At 67.8% G+C, this 18,740-nt stretch carries 21 protein-coding genes; 15 read left to right on the top strand and 6 right to left on the bottom strand.

Annotated elements, in window-relative coordinates; translation table 11 throughout:
• Nucleotides 1-145 precede the first annotated feature (145 nt).
• The 8 genes from EDF31_RS18495 to EDF31_RS20105 all read left to right on the top strand — a co-directional run bounded on the left by EDF31_RS18495 (nucleotide 146) and on the right by EDF31_RS20105 (nucleotide 6,105).
• Complete coding sequence (locus EDF31_RS18495) at nucleotides 146-904, top strand: HAD family phosphatase (protein ID WP_243650149.1); 759 nt, start codon at nucleotides 146-148, stop codon at nucleotides 902-904.
• Nucleotides 901-2,007: a tRNA (adenine-N1)-methyltransferase gene (locus tag EDF31_RS18490; RefSeq protein ID WP_243650148.1), complete on the top strand. Its 1,107-nt coding sequence runs from the start codon at nucleotides 901-903 to the stop codon at nucleotides 2,005-2,007. Before EDF31_RS18495 ends, EDF31_RS18490 begins: the two co-directional genes overlap by 4 nt.
• Before the next feature lie 43 nt (nucleotides 2,008-2,050).
• A complete protein-coding gene (locus tag EDF31_RS18485; RefSeq protein ID WP_131847398.1) occupies nucleotides 2,051-2,977 on the top strand; it encodes a hypothetical protein in 927 nt (308 codons plus the stop codon).
• 71 nt (nucleotides 2,978-3,048) lie between these two features.
• Complete coding sequence (locus EDF31_RS18480; RefSeq protein WP_123294400.1) at nucleotides 3,049-4,080, top strand: WYL domain-containing protein; 1,032 nt, start codon at nucleotides 3,049-3,051, stop codon at nucleotides 4,078-4,080.
• Nucleotides 4,073-5,044 (top strand): WYL domain-containing protein, encoded by a 972-nt coding sequence (locus EDF31_RS18475; RefSeq protein WP_131847396.1) that lies wholly within the window; start codon nucleotides 4,073-4,075, stop codon nucleotides 5,042-5,044. Before EDF31_RS18480 ends, EDF31_RS18475 begins: the two co-directional genes overlap by 8 nt.
• An 88-nt stretch (nucleotides 5,045-5,132) precedes the next feature.
• A complete protein-coding gene (locus EDF31_RS18470) occupies nucleotides 5,133-5,489 on the top strand; it encodes a hypothetical protein (RefSeq protein ID WP_131847394.1) in 357 nt (118 codons plus the stop codon).
• Nucleotides 5,490-5,641: 152 nt separating this feature from the next.
• Nucleotides 5,642-5,947, top strand: coding sequence for a hypothetical protein (locus tag EDF31_RS18465; protein ID WP_131973753.1), 306 nt, complete (start codon nucleotides 5,642-5,644; stop codon nucleotides 5,945-5,947).
• Nucleotides 5,944-6,105, top strand: a complete 162-nt coding sequence (locus EDF31_RS20105; protein WP_165901492.1) for a hypothetical protein — start codon at nucleotides 5,944-5,946, stop codon at nucleotides 6,103-6,105. Before EDF31_RS18465 ends, EDF31_RS20105 begins: the two co-directional genes overlap by 4 nt.
• A gap of 528 nt (nucleotides 6,106-6,633) precedes the next feature.
• Here EDF31_RS20105 and EDF31_RS18460 read toward each other — a convergent pair.
• On the bottom strand, nucleotides 6,634-7,479 hold the full coding sequence (locus tag EDF31_RS18460) for a hypothetical protein (RefSeq protein WP_131847390.1): 846 nt from the start codon (nucleotides 7,477-7,479) through the stop codon (nucleotides 6,634-6,636).
• 112 nt (nucleotides 7,480-7,591) lie between these two features.
• A complete protein-coding gene (locus EDF31_RS18455; protein ID WP_131847388.1) occupies nucleotides 7,592-7,828 on the bottom strand; it encodes a hypothetical protein in 237 nt (78 codons plus the stop codon).
• Between the two features lie 688 nt (nucleotides 7,829-8,516).
• Between EDF31_RS18455 and EDF31_RS18450 the strand changes: the two genes are divergently transcribed.
• Together EDF31_RS18450 and EDF31_RS18445 are read left to right on the top strand one after the other, a co-directional pair.
• The gene (locus EDF31_RS18450; RefSeq protein ID WP_131847386.1) at nucleotides 8,517-11,624 is read left to right on the top strand and encodes an RHS repeat-associated core domain-containing protein; all 3,108 of its coding nucleotides are present in this window, start codon (nucleotides 8,517-8,519) and stop codon (nucleotides 11,622-11,624) included.
• Nucleotides 11,625-11,745: 121 nt separating this feature from the next.
• Entirely contained in the window at nucleotides 11,746-11,970 is a 225-nt protein-coding gene (locus EDF31_RS18445) for a hypothetical protein (RefSeq protein ID WP_131847384.1), read from the top strand.
• Nucleotides 11,971-12,345: 375 nt separating this feature from the next.
• On the opposite strand, the gene EDF31_RS18440 is transcribed toward EDF31_RS18445, so the two are convergent.
• A complete protein-coding gene (locus tag EDF31_RS18440; protein WP_131847381.1) occupies nucleotides 12,346-13,011 on the bottom strand; it encodes a TetR/AcrR family transcriptional regulator in 666 nt (221 codons plus the stop codon).
• 85 nt (nucleotides 13,012-13,096) lie between these two features.
• On the opposite strand from EDF31_RS18440, the gene EDF31_RS18435 reads away from it, so the two are divergent.
• From EDF31_RS18435 to EDF31_RS18415, 5 genes are all read left to right on the top strand, one after another.
• A complete protein-coding gene (locus EDF31_RS18435) occupies nucleotides 13,097-13,507 on the top strand; it encodes a nuclear transport factor 2 family protein (protein ID WP_131847379.1) in 411 nt (136 codons plus the stop codon).
• Between the two features lie 5 nt (nucleotides 13,508-13,512).
• Entirely contained in the window at nucleotides 13,513-13,923 is a 411-nt protein-coding gene (locus EDF31_RS18430) for a DUF6640 family protein (protein ID WP_207896299.1), read from the top strand.
• A complete protein-coding gene (locus tag EDF31_RS18425) occupies nucleotides 13,920-14,870 on the top strand; it encodes an NADP-dependent oxidoreductase (protein ID WP_131847375.1) in 951 nt (316 codons plus the stop codon). Before EDF31_RS18430 ends, EDF31_RS18425 begins: the two co-directional genes overlap by 4 nt.
• A gap of 57 nt (nucleotides 14,871-14,927) precedes the next feature.
• The gene (locus EDF31_RS18420) at nucleotides 14,928-15,296 is read left to right on the top strand and encodes a DoxX family protein (RefSeq protein WP_131847373.1); all 369 of its coding nucleotides are present in this window, start codon (nucleotides 14,928-14,930) and stop codon (nucleotides 15,294-15,296) included.
• Between the two features lie 501 nt (nucleotides 15,297-15,797).
• Nucleotides 15,798-16,322: a hypothetical protein gene (locus tag EDF31_RS18415; protein ID WP_131847371.1), complete on the top strand. Its 525-nt coding sequence runs from the start codon at nucleotides 15,798-15,800 to the stop codon at nucleotides 16,320-16,322.
• Between the two features lie 65 nt (nucleotides 16,323-16,387).
• Here the strand turns inward: EDF31_RS18415 and EDF31_RS18410 are convergent, their stop codons facing one another.
• From EDF31_RS18410 to EDF31_RS18400, 3 genes are all read right to left on the bottom strand, one after another.
• On the bottom strand, nucleotides 16,388-17,059 hold the full coding sequence (locus tag EDF31_RS18410) for a hypothetical protein (protein WP_131847369.1): 672 nt from the start codon (nucleotides 17,057-17,059) through the stop codon (nucleotides 16,388-16,390).
• A 162-nt stretch (nucleotides 17,060-17,221) separates the two neighbouring features.
• Entirely contained in the window at nucleotides 17,222-17,425 is a 204-nt protein-coding gene (locus EDF31_RS18405) for a hypothetical protein (protein ID WP_131847367.1), read from the bottom strand.
• A gap of 489 nt (nucleotides 17,426-17,914) precedes the next feature.
• The gene (locus tag EDF31_RS18400) at nucleotides 17,915-18,544 is read right to left on the bottom strand and encodes an esterase (RefSeq protein WP_131973754.1); all 630 of its coding nucleotides are present in this window, start codon (nucleotides 18,542-18,544) and stop codon (nucleotides 17,915-17,917) included.
• Nucleotides 18,545-18,740: the final 196 nt, after the last annotated feature.

The raw sequence follows: 18,740 nt of genomic DNA, 5'->3' as shown, positions 1-18,740 counted from the left end.
GGACCTCCTGGTGGTGGAGCGGAGCGGGGCGGGCACGACGAGGCACCCGGCCGGACACGATGCAGGCATCCACTGTAGGCCCCGGCGACGCCCGCGGGCATGCCCGTCCGCGCCCAGCGGAACGGCCCCGGTAGACTCGTCGCCCGTGACCGCGCATCCTCCTGCCCTCGTCCCGCCCGCAGCCGTGCTGTGGGACATGGACGGCACGATCATCGACACCGAGCCGATCTGGCAGCGCTCCCAGGTCGACCTGACGAACCGCTACGGCGCCGAGTGGACCCACGAGGACGGCCTGTCCCTGGTCGGCTCCGGCCTCGAGCGCTCCGGCGAGCTCCTGCGCGCCAAGGGCGTCGATATGGAGGTCGAGGAGATCATCCAGTGGATGACCGACTACGTGATGGAGCACCTGCGCGCGGGTGAGCTGCCGTGGCGCCCGGGTGCCCGCGAGCTCGTCGAGGAGCTCCACGCCCGCGGCATCCCCACCGCACTGGTGACGATGTCCCGTCGCAAGATGGCACTCGTCGCCGCCGAGGCACTGGGCGAGCGCGGGTTCCGCGTCGTCGTGGCCGGTGACGACGTCGACCGTCCGAAGCCGTACCCGGACGCCTACCTCTCCGCCGCCGCCCAGCTCGGCGTCGAGCCGACCGCGTGCGTCGCGATCGAGGACTCCGCCACCGGCGTCGCCTCGGCCGTCGCCTCCGGCGCCGTCACGGTCGCCGTGGAGCACGTCGTCCCGCTGTCCGAGATCGCCGGCGGTGACGTGCACCTGACCACCCTGTCGGGTGTCGACGTCGACCGCCTGGTCGAGTTGACGGGGCCGGCGCTGGCCGCGCGCGCTGCCGTGACGGGAGGCCCGGCTCCTGACCCGGCGCACGCTGCGGACACCGAGGGAGTCACCCGATGAGCCACACCGACGACCCGACAGCGGCCCTGCCGCACACCGCCGGTGGCGCACCCCACACGCCGCCGCGTGGCCCGTTCCGGGCCGGCGACCGCGTGCAGCTCACCGGCCCGAAGGGCAAGCTCACGACGCTGTCCCTCGAGACCGCCGGCGAGTACCACACGCACCGCGGGGTCCTCCGGCACGACGACGTCATCGGCCAGCCCGACGGCTCGGTGATCCGGGCCAGCACGGGCGACGAGTACCTGGCGCTCCGTCCGCTGCTCAACGACTACGTGATGTCGATGCCGCGTGGTGCCGCCATCGTCTACCCGAAGGACGCCGCCCAGATCGTGGCGTTCGCGGACGTCTTCCCGGGCGCCCGGGTGGTCGAGGCGGGCGTCGGTTCCGGTGCCCTCTCCCTGTTCCTGCTGCGGGCGATCGGTCCGACGGGGCAGCTGCAGTCCTTCGAGCGTCGCGAGGAGTTCGCCGCGATCGCACAGGGCAACGTCGGCACGTTCCTCGGCGCCGTCCCGGACAACTGGTCGGTGACCGTCGGCGACCTGGTCGAGGAGCTGCCCGGCGCTGTCCAGGAGCAGAGTGTCGACCGCGTGGTCCTCGACATGCTCGCGCCGTGGGAGTGCGTCGACGCCGCAGCCGACGCCCTCGTGCCCGGCGGACTCATCGTCTGCTACGTCGCGACCGTCACCCAGCTGTCCCGCACGGCCGAGGCCCTGCGCGACACCGGCCGCTTCACCGACCCGATGCCGAGCGAGACCCTGGTGCGCACCTGGCACGTCGAGGGGCTCGCCGTCCGACCGGACCACCGCATGGTCGGGCACACCGGGTTCCTCATCACGGCCCGTCGTCTCGCCGACGGCACCGTCCTGCCGAACCTGAAGCGCCGCGCGGGCAAGGTCGAGTTCTCCGACGAGGACATCGAGGCCTGGACCCCGGGCGCCGTGGGCGAGCGCGCGACGAGCGACAAGAAGCTCCGCAAGGTCGCACGGCAGTCGGCGGCGCAGGCCCGCAAGGTCGCCGCTGCCGAGGCCGGGTCCGCAGCAGCCGCTGCCGAGGGGTCCGAACCCGTCAGCGACGCGTCCGAGCCGACCGACGGCGAACGGTAGGCTGACGGTCGTGCCCGTCCTGCATCGAACGGAAAGAGGGTCCGTGCGCACCATCCCCGCACTCCTGGTCACCATCGGTCTCGTGGCGTCGCTCACGGCGTGCGCCTCGAACGGCGCCGGCACCACCCCCTCGAGCTGCGCCGCACCCGGTGCGGCGTCCGAAGCGGTGACGGCCACCGGCGCGTTCGGCAAGGAGCCGAAGGTGTCGATCCCGAGCGGACTCACCACGAAGGGCACGCAGGTCTCCGTCCTGAAGCAGGGCGACGGCCGCACGATCGACGACGGCACCCCCGTCCTGATCGAGTACACGCTCGTCGACGGCGCCACCGGCGAGGTCGCGCAGACCAGCGGGTACTCCGGGCAGACGGCCCCGATCACGGCCGGGGCGAGCAACTACGGCGCCCTCGGTGAATCGCTCGAGTGCGCGCAGGTCGGCGACCGCCTGGCCGTCGCGCTGCCGAAGAGCGCCCTCAGCAGCTCGGACACCAGCGCGACCACCGACAGCGGCTCGTCGGGGAAGACCGAGGACGCCGTCATCGCCGTCATCGACGTCAAGCGGGCCTTCGACGCCCGCGCGACCGGCACTCCGCAGCTCGCTGGCGACAAGATGCCCGCCGTCGTGCTCGCACCGTCCGGCGCCCCCGGCATCACGATCCCGTCGTGGAACGCGCCGAAGTCGAACGAGACGCACTTGCTCCGCAAGGGGTCCGGTCGCGTGCTCACCGCCAAGGACACCGCGGTCATCAAGTACACCGCCGTGACGTGGGGCGCTGACCCGTCCGTGGCCGGCTCCAGCTGGACCGACGGCTCGGGCGCGCAGACCGTGCCGCTCACCAAGGGCCAGGTCGACGAGGGCGTGCGGAACGCCATCGTCGGGCACCACGTCGGCGACCAGGTCCTGGCCGTCGTGAACCAGCAGGGCACCGCCTACGCGTACGTCATCGACGTGCTCGGAGCGATGTCGAGCTGACGCTCCCACACCGTCCACCGACCGCGGCGCGGGTGCACTCCGGTGCACCCGCGCTGCCGTAGGATCGCCTCGTGCCAGCGACCCGTGTGCCCCGTGTGCCCGCAGAGGAGCGGCTGTTCAGCCTCGTGCTCGCGCTGCTCTCGACGGAGTCCGGGCTGACCAAGGCGGAGATCCTGACCAACGTGCAGGGCTACCGCCAGCGGTTCACACCGGGTGGGGACAACGCCTCGCTCGAGCGGCAGTTCGAGCGCGACAAGGACGACGTCCGCGAGCTCGGCATCCCGCTCGAGACCATCGAGACACCGGGCGCCGCCGGCAACAACCAGACGCTGCGCTACCGGATCCCGAAGGGCGAGTACGACCTGCCCGTCGACGTCCGCTTCACCCCGGACGAGTCGGCCCTGCTGTCGCTGGCCGCCATGGCCTGGCGCGAAGGCGCGCTGTCCGCTGACTCGCGTCGCGGGCTGCTGAAGGTCCGGTCCGCGGGTTCCGAGGACGACGACGGCGCACTCCAGCTCGGCGTCGACGCGTACGCCCCGCGGCTCCGAGCACGCGACGCGGCGTTCGAGCCGCTCCGCTCCGCCCTCGACCGCGGTGCCGCCGTCCGGTTCGACTACATCACGCCGGGCCAGCACGAGGCCCGTCGTCGCGAGCTCGCCCCGCTCGCCCTGGTGCAGCACGGCGGCCGCTGGATGCTCGCCGCCCACGAGTTCGCCACGGACTCGGACAAGAACTACCTGCTCTCACGCATCGTCGGACCCGTCACGCAGTACGACGTCGGGCAGCACACCGCCCCGGTGGGCGCGGGGGAACGCACGCTCGCCGAACTCGAACGGATCTGGTCAGCCCGCACGGCGCGCATCGCGGTGACCCCCGGCTCCGACGCCGAGCGGCGGCTCGCCCGCCGTCGTGACACCGAGACCGACGCCGACGGCGCACTCGTGCTGCACCACGTCGACCCGCAGATCCTGGCCGAGGAACTCGCCGCCTTCGGACCCGAGGTCCGGGTGCTCGAGCCGGAGGACCTGCGGCTGCGCGTCGTCGAGCGGCTCCGTGCGCTCGTGCGCGACCACAGCGACGGAGAGGAGTCCGCCCGTGGCTGACGCCCAACCCCTGCAGGCGCAGGACAAGCTCGCCTTCCTGCTCGCCCTGGTGCCGTACCTGATCGACCGCGAGCGCGTCTCGGTGGCCGAGGCCGCGCGCCACTTCGGCGTCCCCGAGGCCCGCATCCGCCGCGCCGTGGAGCTCATCGCGGTGTCGGGGGTCCCCGGCGAGACGATGCAGTACCAGCACGGCGACCTGTTCGACATCGCCTGGGACGACTTCGACCAGAACGAGATGATCGTCCTGACGAACCTCGTCGCCATCGACGACTCGCCACGACTGTCCGCGCGAGAAGCTTCGGCGCTCATCGCCGGGCTGCAGTACCTCTCCGCGCTGCCCGAGGCCGCTGACCGCGATGCCATCCGGGCACTCATGGCGAAGCTGTCGCGCGGTGCTGGCGGTGCCGCGTCGACGGTCGCGGTCGGGCAGGACCTGCACGACGTCGCGCTCGCCACGATCCGTCGTGCGATGGCCGGCGGCCGCGGGTTGTCCTTCGAGTACGCCGGTCCGCGCACCCAGGGCGGCACCCGTCGGGTCGACCCGCTCCGGGTCGAGTCGATCGACACGGACTGGTACCTCCGCGCCTGGGACCTCGACCGGCAGGCGCTCCGGACCTTCCGCCTCGACCGGATGTCCGGTGCGCGCGTCGACGACCGTGCGGTGGAGAAGTCGGCGGACCAGGTGGTGATCCCGGACACGCTGTTCCAGCAGTCGGCAGAGGACGTCATCGTCACCGTCGAACTCGACTCGTCGTCGCTGCCGCTCGTGGCCGACTTCCTCGCCGACACCGCGGACGCCCCCGACGCCGAGGCGCGCGTGCGGATCCGGCTCGCGGCGTCGAACGGCTTCGACGGGGTGGTCCGGCTCGTCGCGGGGCTGCCCGGCCGTGCCGTGGTGCTCGACCCGCCAGCAGCGCGGGACGCGGTGCGGGACTTCGTCGCCGCCGCCCTCGCCGCCGGCTGACGTCGCAGCCCCGCCGCCCGAGAGCACGTCGAACCCGCCACGGTGGGACTGGGCGAGGACGGCCGCCGAGCCGTCCCAGCCGGCCGACGTGTTCGCCGGGCCCGCGGACTACGACGAGCTCGCCGCGCCGCCGGCACCAGCGCGTGAGATCCCGATGGGGGAGTTCACCGAACGGGAGTGGGCCATCTTCCGACAGGGACAGCGGTGGGGCTGGGAATCCCGGCAAGCCGAGGTCGATACCGCGTTGAACGCCTACAACGCCGCTGACTTCGACGCCGATCGGTACTACCGAGCCGCGTACGACCACGACAACCACGACTGCGCCATCCACGCCAACAAGGGCGCGTACCAGGGTGCACGCACCCGCCTGTTGCAGTGGGACTACTGGCCCGACGAAGAAGAACAGCTCCCACCCGATCAGTGCCAAGGGGACACGAGACCATGACCGACACCACCGCTGGGGCGAGGACGAAGCCCCCGACCTCGAGTGGATCGAGGCCCGCGAACGCGCGCAGAAGGACACCGAGGCCTTCCGTGATCGCGTGACCGCGGCCAGGGTGTCACCGGTAGGCGGCACCATCGCGCAGGAGACGACCGATGGGACTGTGGAACCATGACCGAGCAAGCCGACCAGCGGAGGGACTGAAGTCGATGGGTATCGCGCTCACAATCGGAACGGTCATTACCGCGGTTGTCGCCGTGGTGGCGGTGCTCGCACTCACCGTCGTGGCAGTTCAGTTCTTGCGCAATCTCCGCGCGAAGCGCTACACCGAACGCGAAGTCGCCCGCGGTGCTGTCGAGTACCACCCGCCGGCACCGCTGACCCCGCCAGAAACAGACCTCGACCGAATCGTCCGGGATGCCTACGAGGGCAAGCGGCCGGTGCGAAAGGTGCAGCGATGAGCGACATGGAGGTGGCCCGGAACCTGCTCGCGGGTCCGCTCGATGACTCGCAGCGCAGGACACTGCTGCGCACCGAGCGCGCCGCCGTCCTCAGCGACCCAGACCGGACGTCCGCGGTCGTGCACTTGAGCTCGGAGGTCCTCGTCACGCAAGCGTGACTGCCTCCCCACCAGCTAGCGCCCTCGGTCGACTCTCTCCCGACCGAGGGCGCTTCGCTGCCCATGCGGCGGGCGTGAGAGCACAGGGGCGCGCCGGGCTGACCGCCCGGTGCGCCCCTGCCGTCCCGCTAACGGCTCGCCATCCACCAACCGACGACCTCACGGGCGAACCGCGACGCGGTGAGCGCCCAGTTAACGCGTGAGAACGTCTTGTAACCGGCGGCGTGTCGGCCGGTACCGTTGGGGTCGTGTTCGCAAGATGAGCACATGGGTCCTCCTTGGACCTGTTGGTGAGACCGGACCGGAAGTTGGTAGCTGGCGGCCTGTCTCGTCTTCTGTTCGACGTACCCGGGGCTTGCGCCCCGGGTACGTCAGTGAAGCTACGTCCGGCCCCGGACACCCCGCCAGCGACACGCGGTTCCAGGCGTTACGGTCACGTGAACAACGCGACGAAGTGGCCTTTTTTCCCGGTCAGACGGCCCTCATCACGTCCGGACTGGCCGGAACATGTCGAGTAACGAGAACCCGTTACGGCCGGGACCTGCGATCCCATCGGGCCCGCACCGTCGGCGCCGACGTCAGCACCAGAGCCGCCGCGAGCACCACCCAGTTGAGGATGGCCCCGGGCAGTTGCCCCGAGGGCAACACCGGCCGGGACGCCACCGCGACGTCGTAGACGAAGTGTCCGACGATCAGCGGCACGACCGATCCGCCCCAGGCAAACAACGCCGCCGCCGCCAGGCCGACCGCCACGACCGCCGTCGCGGCGTCGACGCCCTGGTAGAGGTGATCAAGGAACCGCGTCACCAGACCGAAACCGGCCGCCAGGAGACACCACGCCGGCACTCGCACCGGCGGGCCGACGAGCGTCCCGGACGGTGCATGCAGGGTCCGGATGACCCACCAGGCGAAGCAGGCGAACGCCACCGGCACAGCGACGTCGAACGTCTCTTCCCAGGTCGACGCCCACACACTCGACACCAGCCGATCCGACAGCGAGTAGCCGCCGTACGTCGTTGACACGGACGACGAGCTCGAGGACGACACCCACGCGAGCACGTACTGCGACAGCAGCGTGGCCACGACATACAGGGTGGCAAGGCGGACGAGGAGCACCCACGGCCGCGGGCCATGGGGGAGGCGGGCTCCGAACGCCGACCGGAGCGGGCTCCACCGCGCCAGCAGCAAGATCCCGCCGGCGTACGCAGCCATCACCAGCGACTCGACAGACGCTCTCCACGACCGGGACGCATCCGAGAACGACAACGCGGACCCGCCGCGATCGCGCGCGGCGAGGTCGGACGGCCACTGCACCGTCACGACGAACGCCAGCCCGATGCCGGCGAGGATGAGGGCCACGACCATCTGCACCACGCCCGGCGCCGTAATCCATCGCAACGGTGCTGGCGCTGCAGCTGCATCCTCGCGTGCCTTCCCCATGCCACGATCATCGCGCAGGCCGACGACGCCGGCCCCTGCGTGGCGGCTATGGGCGCTTCTTCCCGCGCTTCTTCGGCTGACCGTTGATGTAGTCCCGGGCAAGTTCGTGCGCGCGCTCGGCGGCCTTCCCGGACAACGATGCTGCCTGGTCCCCGAAGTGCTTCCCGAGGCGGTGCCGGTTCAGCTTCACCACCGTGAAGCAGACAACCCACACCGCCGCGGCAAGAGCGTGTGCGAGCACGAGAACCAAACGTGGATCGTGTAGCAAGAGGTCGAGTGTCATCGGCGTGGACTCCAAGTGTGTGTGCTCCCTGGTACGCCGCACGGGGCCGTGCGACCCAGGGTCTATGCCGACCGACGAGAGTCAGTCCTCCTGTTATACGGACGAGCGGGGCTGAGTCTCAGGTCTGCCGATCTACAGGGCTGGGCGTGCAGATCGGTCAGTGGCGACGTGAAAGTAGTACGTCGACCTGGCGGATATTTCGGCCCGGGCGTGTCGCGCAAACTTCCACCGGAAACGATCGTTTCTGAGCAGGTAGCTCCTGAGTCGTGACACGCTGTGAGCAGCTGAGCTTGGTGTCGGCTTGTTCGCTTCGGTCCGTGTCGTCAAGACGTTCGCGGCTGCTCCAGGGGCTGCGGTTTTCCGCATGCCCTCGTTTGGGGGGTGCGGCTTATGCATTGATGCCGTTAGGTTTCGAACAACCCTCATCTGAGCTGACAGTGCTGTCGACGGGTGGTGCGGGCGTTTCACGCCGTTCGAGTGGCCTTGGGGTGTCTTGGCCACGTTTCATCACCCGCGTCATCATGCTCTTCCGCTAGGGGTACCCGTGCTTCTTGCTCCACGCCGTAAGGCTGTCCATTCATCGTTCGGTTGGAAGGTTGCGCTCGTCGGCGCGGTCAGCGTCGCCCTCGTGGGCGGTGTCACCGAAGTCGCTCACGCTGCGATCCCGACGGGTCCAACAACGACCGGGTTGACCGGTTCGCGGCCGTCGGCGACGGCGTTGCCGTTCGCGGTCTCGGACCAGGTCGGCGTCGCCGTTGACGTCGCCACGGGCAACCTCGAGGTCACGACCGCTGGGTTGTCGCTGCCGGGTGCGAGCGGGACGAACGCGATCACTCAGACGTACAACTCGTTGGGCTGGCAGACCGCGAACGCGAACACCGCGCAGGCAGTCCGGTGGACGACAGGGATCGCTGGCGCGGGCTCGTTCTCGTCCGGGGCGTCCGGCTCGGTGGTCTACACGGACGCCGATGGCGCGACGTGGAATTTCCCCTCGGCAACGTCGACGACGTTCACCGCTCCGGCTGGGTTCCTCCGCAAGCTTGTTGCCTCTGGGACGACGAACCCGACGTACACGATGACGGATCCGGCTACGGGGCAGGTCATCACCTCGAATACCAATGGTGTTCCGGTGTCGGTCGCGGACAAGAACGGGAACACGGTGACGATGTCGAACATCGCCAGCGTGCCGACGACCATCACCAGCACCGCCGGGACGGCGGCCGCGAAGACCGCGAACGGCGCCTATGACGCGACCACGCGGACCTACACGGTGACGCAGGGCTCCGGGTCTGCGGCGCGGTCGGTGAAGTGGGTGAAGGACACCAACGGCAACCTCACCTATTACGTTGATGGTGCCGGGAAGACGACGACGTTTGCGTACTCCGGAAATGACCTGACGCAGATCACGAGCCCGACGGGTGCGACGACGACGATCAGCTACTCCGGGACCACGCACAAGGTGTCCCAGGTGCTGCAGTCCAACACCACTTCCGGTAGCGCAGGGGCGTCAACGACGCGGCTGAGCTATGCGTCGGCGACGTCGACGCTGGTCGCGTCCCCGAACACGGACACTGGTACCGCGGTGGCGTCGGTGGCGCACACGACGTACGCGATCAACTCGTCGCAGAAGCTCGTCAACACCGTCACGGACGCAGCCGGCCGGGTCCGGTCGAAGACCTACAACGGTGCAAACCTGCAGCCGTCCACCTCGACCATCGGATCGGGTTCGTCGGCGTCGACGACGACCGCGACGTATGGGGCGAACAGCAGCCAGTCGCTGACCAAGGTTGCCTCCACCGGCGGTGCGTCGCAGTCGATCGGCTACAACGCATCCCCGGCGGCCACGGCGTACTCGCCGGCATCGACCACTGACGACGCCGGTAACACGTCGAACCTCACCTACGACGGTGTCGGCAACCAGCTGACCAGCAGCACCGGGTCCGGTGCCACCGCCGCGACGGCGACGCTGACCTACACGGCCGGGCAGGTTGCCACGGCGACTGCGCCGGGCAACGGCACGAACAAGACCAACTACACGTACGAGAACAAGCAGCTCAAGACCGTCACGCCCGTCACCGGCACCAGCCTCGCCGCACGTGCGTACACGTACGACGCCCTCGGGCGGATCGCGTCAGCGTCGGACGGTGCCGGACGGACGACGAACTACACCTACGACGGTGACGACCGGTTGCTCACCACGAGCTTCTCGGATGGCACCCCGACGGTGACGAACACGTACGACAACGCCGGGCACCTGCTCACCCAGGTTTCCGCCGGCGGGACGATCACGAACACGTACGATCAGCTCGGGCACCTGCTCAGTACCGGCAACACCGCGAACGGGACTGTCAGCTACACGTACGACAAGGTCGGCAACCAGACCTCGTTCACCGGGCCCGACGGCACTATCACGTCGGCGTATGACGACTCCGGTGTGCTGACCTCGACGACGACCCCGTCGCCCTCGAGCAGTGGCACGCAGCAGTTCCACTTCATCACCGACGACAACGGCCGCCGCACCGACACGTACACGGACGCGAACAGCACCAACAGCACCTGGGCGAGCCGCACGCACACCGACTACGACACCAACGGCCGCATCACCGAAACCCAGGGCTTCGTCGGCCCGTCGGCGACGGACAACAGCCAGATCTACGACCTCCGCTACTGCTACAACGCCGGCAGCACCGCACCCACCTGCGGCACCACGACCACGAACGACCGGTCCAAGGTGCAATGGGTGACTGACAATCTCACCGGGCAGAGCACCGCGTACACGTACGACAGTCGCGGCCGCATCACGAAGGCCGTCACCGCCGGCAGTGGCACCGCGACTGCGGGCACGTGGGAGTTCGGGTACGACGTGCGGGGCAACCGCACCTCGGCGAAGTTCACCACCGCTGGCGGCACCGTCACCACCGACCAGTCGCTGACGTACAACGCGGCGAACCAGATCACCAACACCGGGTACACGTACGACGGGGCCGGGAACCTCACCGCAGCACCCGAGTACACGTTCACCTACAACGCCGCCGAGCAGATGACCTCCGCCGTGCACAACGGATCCCAGACGACGACGTACACGTACGCCGGCGCTGACCAGAAGTCGCTGTTGTCCCTGTCCACCGCTGGCGGAACCACCCGCACGTACATGTACGGCAGTGCGGACCAGAACGGTAACCCGACGCTGGTCACTTCCACCCGGAACGGGCAGCGGTCGAACATCGTCAACGACGCCAAGACCGGGCAGCCCATCGCCCTGGCAACCCCGTCCTACGTGACCGGTTTGTACGCGTACGACGGGACCGGGAACCCGTTCGCGCTCCTCGTCGACGACGCAGCCGCGTTCTCCCACTCCTACGACCCGTACGGTACCGAAACGGTCAGCTACGACGGCGGCGGCGACGGGCTCCCGTCCAACCCGTTCACCTTCAAGGCTGGCATCGACGACATCGCCACCGGGCTCGTGAAGTTCGGGCAGCGCTGGTACAACCCCTACATCGGGGCCTGGACCCAGCAAGACACCCTCGACAGCCCCCTCGACCCTTCCAACGGCAACCGGTACGCGTATGCAGCAGCCGACCCAATCAATGGGAGCGACCCGACAGGGATCGCGACCTACGGTGGTTGCGTCTCTGCTGCCGTCGGAACGGGACTGATCGGTGGATTCATCACCACAGGCCTAGCGACGGTCGAAGTAGGACCTGCGGCACTCGCAGCAGCAGCAGGTGGAGCCATCATCGGTGGAGTGGCTGGTCTTGTGGGAGGTACGGTCGGTTGCTACATCGGCAGGTGAACACAGCGACCAGGTGCGCTGATGGACCGCCGCGCACGAAGTTGACCTCGCACTTGGCGGCAGCCCGCACTGTTTTACAGCGCGGTGTCAATATTTCCGGCCAGAGGCTTACGCTCGCGCTATGAGCGACAGCGATGAGTCCGACCGTCCCACATCCCCACCCTCAGAAACTTGGACAACTGCCTACCGCACTCCGATAGCCATTGGTAGCGGCGTACTAGCGGTCGTGTGTTGCTGGTTGCTGTTCACCGGTGGTGTAACAGAGAAGTGGATCGGCGGTGTCGGGATTGCAGTACTGGTTCTTTGGGTGATCGTTTTTCAATCGCTGTATCGACGCGGTCATTGAGCAAGCGTCGCCAGAAGCGCCCCGCCGGAACCGGCGGGGCGCTTCTCGCATCCCTACGGTTGCGAGACGTCTCGTCGGCACCCTCATCGCGTGCGCGATTTCCGCACGAGCCCGTAGTGCTGTGAGCAGCTTCGTTCGGTGTCGTCGTTCTCGCACCGATCCGTGTCGTGATCACGTCCGATAGCCGATCGGCTACCGGACGCGGCACACGCGCTTCACCAGCGCCGACGCGCTGTATGTCGGGTTCGGTGTGGGTGTCACTGGAGCAGACGCACGCCGGCGACGCTGACGATGGCGGCGAAGTTCAGTGGGCTGCGTCTCGTCGACCCCATGCCGAGCCAGATCAGAGCGGTGCCGCACGCGATCTGCCCCCCGTCATGGTCCGGTTGGCGATTGCGCGCTGACTGAGCGGGATGCTGGTTCTGCTGAATGCATTGCAAGCGCTTTGCGGAAGGCGTCCGCCGTCCCCTGTGACAGGTCGGTGGGGCTACCGGCCAGGATGCGGCCGCTGTAGTAGCAGGCCACCGCGAGTTGTCCCGCGATGATGGCGACGTCGAGGGGGGCGTTCTGCCCCATGAGTGCCTGCGCGAATTCGCCCGCGATGTACTGGTGCTTCACCGCCTCGCGTGCGCGCAGTTCCTCATGAGCGTCGATGAGCAGCGTGTGCCGCTCGTAGGCGACGAGATCCGCAGTGGCCTTCGCGCAGAGTTGGAGGACCAGCGGTTCGAGTGCGCTCAGGGCGTCTCCGAGGGTTTGCACTGGTGGCGCGGGATCCCACGTCGTGGATGCAGCGGCAGCGATCGCGTCGAACATGGCCTGCTCTTTGGCGAAGACGACTTCCGTCTTGTCGCCGAAGTGTCGGAAGAACGTGGTGCGGCCGACCTCGGCCCGCTCGGCGATGTCCGTGACCGAGACCGCGTCGAATCCTCGCTCGGCGAACAGCTCATCTGCGGCGTCGATGATCCGGCTCCGCGCGGCACGCTGCTTCCGTTCGACCAGGGTCAGCGGGGTGGTGTCTGATTCGGCGGTCGGCTCGGTCATGGATGCACTGTATCAACATGTGCCGGACTGCGTTCCGAGAGGAACGGGGTGTGATACGGTACTGAGTACCAAACAAGGAGGAGCAATGCTCTCTACAGACGACCGGCTTCAGATCTCCGAGACCCTTTCGCGTCAGGCGTTCGTGGTCGACGAGAACGCCTTGGATCAGCTCGGGGAGGTGTTCACCCCCGACGCGACGTACGACATGACCAGTTCCGGGATGGGCGCGTTCGAGGGTCTGGAGGCCCTGCGAACCGCTGCGGGGCAGCTGTTCGCCTCCGGGCACGCACCGCTGTCGCACTTCGTAACGAACATCGTCATCACGGAGACGGGGGAGTCGACGGCGTCGGTACGGTCCAAGGGCCTGATGATCATGTCCGACGGTGGCGTGCACGGCGTCGTCTACGACGACACGGTCGTCCTGCACGAAGGCCGCTGGCTGATCGCGAGCCGAGTCATCCTGCCTCTCCGTACGACATCCAGCGACCAGCACTGATGCGCATGGCGACGCTGGGCAAGGTCCTGGTCTCCGCGACCGCTGTGGCGCAGATGGTCGGCCCGTTCGTGTTCGACTTCAACGAAACGCACATCCACAACGACTCATGGCCTCCGCATGCGAAGTTCCACAACGCGCAGACGATGAGTTCAGGCGTCGCTCTGTCGATGGCCACCCTGGCGAATCTGTGGCGCCCCGGCTCCGGGCGCGTGGGCGTGGACGCGGCCGCGTTCTCCGCCAGCACGTACTGGCTGAGCCAGCTCTCGGCGTTCTTCTACCCCGGAACGGCAAGCGTGGACCCGCCTGGTGAGGACAACTGGCCGCAGCTCAAGTTCACGATCCCCATGCTGACGGTCATCGGCGTCGGCTGGTTCCTCGCACGCCGTGAGCTCGGCGCGACGAGGAAGCAGCGATGAGGCGCCTGCAGTACCACCGCTACGGCGGTCCCGACGTCCTGGTGTTGGAAGACGCGGCCATCCCGCGGCCAGGTCGACGCCAGATCCTCGTGCGTGTGCGTGCAGCATCGGCGAACGCCATGGACTGGAAGATCCGCAACGGCGAGATGCGGGTCATGACCGGCAGGAGGTTCCCACGCGGTGTCGGCCACGAATTCGCCGGTGTCGTCGAACAGGTCGGAGAGGGCGTCACTCGCTTTCGGGCCGGCGACGCGGTCCTCGGCGCGGCGCGCCTGCAGCATGCAGGAGCGTTCGCGGAGTTCGTGATCGCCGACGAACGATCCGTCGCTCGGAAGCCCGGCGCCCTCTCCTTCGAACACGCCGCAACCCTGCCGGTGGCCGGCCTCACCGCCTACCAGGCGGTCACGGCGGCCGGCAAGCTCCGACCTGGACAGCGCATCTTCATCAATGGCTGCCTCGGCGGAGTCGGACGGATCGCCGTCCAGGTCGCACTTGCGGCAGGCGCGACCGTGGCCGGTAGCCGCCGGTCGGGAACGGAAGCCGAAGCTCATCACCTCGGCGTCGACCCCGTCGTCACGTTCGACACGTTCGACACGTTCGACACCGATCCTGTTCCGCGCACCGGCCGGTTCGACGTGCTCTTCGACACGGCAGGGACCCTGCCCTACGACGTCGCACGCCAGATGCTCACCCTCCACGGGCGGATCATCGACATCGTCCCCTCGGCATCGAAGTTCGCCCGCAGCATCCTTCCCGGTCCCTACAACGCGTTCATGGGCCGCCCCGACAGCGACGATCTGCAGCACGTCGCCGACGCCGCCGGACGAGGAGACATCGTCACCCGCATCGCTCGTGCCGTCGCCCTCGACGACGCCATCCCCGCCCTCGCGGAGCTGGAAACCGCCTCCACCTCGGGCGGCGGAAAACTCGTCATCACCATCGACTGAACTGCGGGGTGCACCCCCGCCGCGTCGACACCATCACCCCACCTGGAGACACAACGCATGGCCATCACGTTCTGGATCGTTGCCGGTCTCGCCGCAGTCGCCTTCTTCGGCGCAGGCCTGATGAAACTGATCCGCCCGACACCAGCCCTCAAGGAAGCCGGCATGGGCTGGGTCGAGGACTACTCCAACACCACCGTCAAGCTCATCGCCCTCGCAGAAGTCGTCGGAGCGATTGGCCTCGTCCTCCCCATCGCGACCCGGATCGCCCCTGCCCTCAGCCCCGTCGCCGGCATCGCCCTGACCGTGATCATGGCCGGAGCGATCGCCGTCCACGTCCGCCGCAAGGAATCTCCCATCGCGGCCATCGTCCTGACCGCGCTGCCCCTCGCCGCCGCGATCCTCGGCTTCATCCTCGTGTCCTCGTGAGCCTGCAGCCGGTGTGGAAGTGGCTGTCGCAGACAGGCAGCACTGCCACGTCAGCGCAGCTCCACGATCTGGGGCTCGTACGCATGTAGCGATGTCCGGTCGCCCGTCAACCGGTCGTCCACCGGTACACGGCTGGGAGCGACAACCCCTTGCCCGTGTCCTGCTTGACCTGGGGATTCCCGTGTGGCGACCAGTTGTGTGCGCAGGAGACAAGTTGTTCGCACGGCGACACTCAGGTGTCGACGGGCTCGCTACTTGTCTCCCCCTCCGCTCACGAGTCTTGGCGCCGGCGCGGGTGTCGCTCGCTCTGACCAAACATCTTGTCGCCGACGCGTGGCTGTCTCGTTAGCCGATCGGTGGTTTCAAGTGGTCGTTGCATTGCCCGTCGATGCGTGCGATCACGAGCATCGGCTGCCGAACGGGTCGGCGCGCTGCGGCCGAGCACGCAGCCAGGCCTAGCAGCCCTCGTATTTGCGCTTCTTGCGAGTTACGATTAAGTGCATGTTTGCTTCGGATCAGTCCGGCATCAGCGTCTCTGTGGACACGTTCCCGGCGCCGTTCGTGCAGTTGCTAGCCGTCCGAGCGGTAGCTTCAATCGACCCTCGGTCAGATCTTCCGCCGCTCCTCGGGCAGGAGTTCCTAGAAGGGCGGGTGCATCTCGATGAGGTCTCGGTGACTGCCTGGCAGCAGCACTGGGCCGGGCACCTTCGGTGGCTGCAGCGACCCGACCGAGTACAGCACCCCTTCGAGCACCCAGCCTGGCCTGCACAGCTCCCCATGATCGAGGAAAACGCGTATGCCCACTGGCGTCGTGTACTGCCGAACGTGAAGCGGGGAACGCCGCTCGAGGACCGTCCATCCCGCCGGTATTGGCGCGAGCGCACCGCTGACCAGGATCTCCCCGAACAGCTGATCGTTCTGCCCCTGGAAGGCATGTGGTCCGAACGAATCTCGGATCGCGCCGCGCTTGTGTCGTCGGAGCTGTACTTCGGCGACCGATCCGCAGCGGCGCTGAGTGCCGCCTGATCGAACACAGGACGGGAGCCCCGACGCGTCAATACGTCAGGGCTCCCCTCTTGTGTGGTGCCGGCTCAACTGAAGCCGAACGAGGGGCCTCCGGAGTAGCAGACTGATCCGTCGATCAGCGTGGCGGCAGCGGCGGCGCTGACCCCCGGGACGAATGCTGTCCCCGGACCGACTGCGACGACAGTGTCCGCGACGCCCCATTCCGCGTCACCGGGCCCGCCGGAGTAGCTGTTCGAACCGCTGGTCAGGAAGCCCGTCGCGGTGACGTTCCACGTGAACGAGCTGACGGCATCGCGCACGACGAAACCGGTCTCGTAGCTGATGGTGTCGTTAGCTCCCTTGCTTCCGTCGAGGTAGGACAGGCCGCAGTCGCCGACAACCTCGTCGTAGGGGGTCACCTCGCCGGCATCCGCTACGCGGTCCTGGACGCTCGGTAGTGCTGCTGCTCGCGCCTTCGCGGCCGCAGTCACCGGAACTGACTCCTGCGTGCCATCCTCGTTCGTGATGATCTGATAGCCGTTCGCTTCAGCGACTGCCGCGTCGTACCCACCGACGGTCATCGTGAAGTAGTCCCGCGTGGGTTCCGCGGTGGAGGTTGCCGCGTTCGCGGCGGTTGGCGTGAAAGCCAATGCGAGGGCGCCGATTGTGGCGGCTGCGCCGAGAGCTGCTCGACGTCGTACGTTCTGCATGCGCTGTCCTATTCCCTTGCGATACGCAGGGCCCCCGAGAACGGCCATCGTGCGGTCGCCTGCGACCGACCCCGTCCGCGACGGTGCCGCGGCTCCCGCAGTAAACGCTGAAACTGAGCATGTGTACAGGCGGCGTGTCTGGGGACAAGGGTGTACCCCAAACCATCTAGCAGGGACGCTCTCTTGCGATTCGTCTCGGTAGCCGATCGGCTATCGGTCGTGCTTCGCTCCGCGAAGAGCAAAGCGCCACAGCCTCGCGCCGACGTAGAGCAAGACGATGCCGAGTGCGCTGTTCAGGATCACGAGGACGATGTCGAGGTCCGCGCGAGACAGGCGCGCAGCCGACGTCGTGATGAAGATCAGTCCGAAGACGAAGGCGCCAGTACCCAGCACCTTCGCGCTCACCACATCCATGCCATCAACGTACTGCTCTCGAGCACATGATCAGCGATCGTTCACTGGCTGTCCTTCAGGAGGCGGCGACTGTGAGCGCCAGAACTACGACACCTGCGCCGAGCAAGACTCCGAATGCGCCAGCACCGATGATGCCCACGCGCGCGAGTTGCGGCCGGAACGGTACTCCGAGCCTGCCCCAGGATGCGTCGTAGATAGTGCGGGCGAGTCCGCGGGAAGTTGCTATCACGCCAACGCAGGCGATGATCACCAAGCACCCTGCGGCGATCATCGCGACCTGCTGTCCAGACATCAAGCGCTCCGTTTCCGTTCCCAGGGAACGCTACTCAGCTCTAGGGCGCGCCTGGTCCGAGCGATCCCGCAAGCCGATCGGCCGCCAGACAACGACGTGGAGGCTCGACGGATGCCGATCATCCTGGTGTGGTGGTCGCCGCGTCCGTTGGGCTGAGGAGCTGCGTTGCCATCATTGGGGCTGTGGGGCTGTGGGGCTCACGGCTCCCGCAGAGTTTCGTCGAGCCACGCGCGGATTGCGCGTTCGTCGTCGTGCGTGATGCCGTGCTGTACCGGAAGGGTTGTGTGTTCGACGGTCGCGCCGGCGTCATGCAGCCATCTGGCGACCTGCACGCCGTCGTCATGAGAGCGTCGGGCGTCATGCCGGGCGTCGAGGATCAGCACGGGCATCGCGAGATGTGTGTGGGATGGCGGTGAACGGAACGGGGCCTGTGGACGGATCAGGATGGCGGCGGTGAACAGTTCCGGATGGTGCGCCATGATCGCGGCGGCCATGATCGCGCCATTCGAGAATCCAAGGAGAATCCGGTGACGGGTTCCGCCGACCAGACGCTGGCCGTGCCGTATCGCATCCACCAGCGCGCCGATCCGAGCGTCTACTTCCTCGTCGTCGATGGTCCGGTCAGCGCGGCGGTCGAAGAAGGCACGGCCCCCAGTTGTTTCCACGGCACCGCGAAGGGCGACCTGGGCAGCATCAGGGAGGAGGCGGTCCGCGAGCGGCATCAGGTCAGTCTCGTGCCCGTCAGAACCGTGTAACAAGATCCAAGTCGCGTCGGCTCGTCCCGATGCCGACGCGACGGACAGTGCGATGCCGAGAGGCGCGGTCACCAACCGATGCATCGAGCACATGAGTGAATTCTGGCGCGTTCACAACATGCTTGCTCGCGTCCCGAGGAAGCGCCGGTCCGTCAACACGGTGTCCGGTCACCGATCGTTCAGTGAGACGAGGGCGCCGGTGGTGGTGTCTATGCTGCTGCACGATGTCGACGATCTGCCCGAGCACCTTCGATAGGTGGAGATGTGA

This window comes from Curtobacterium sp. PhB142 (assembly GCF_004341255.1).
Classification (GTDB): domain Bacteria; phylum Actinomycetota; class Actinomycetes; order Actinomycetales; family Microbacteriaceae; genus Curtobacterium.
The sequence above is the reverse complement of the archived record's forward strand: the minus strand, read 5'-3'. Positions and strand labels throughout refer to the sequence as shown.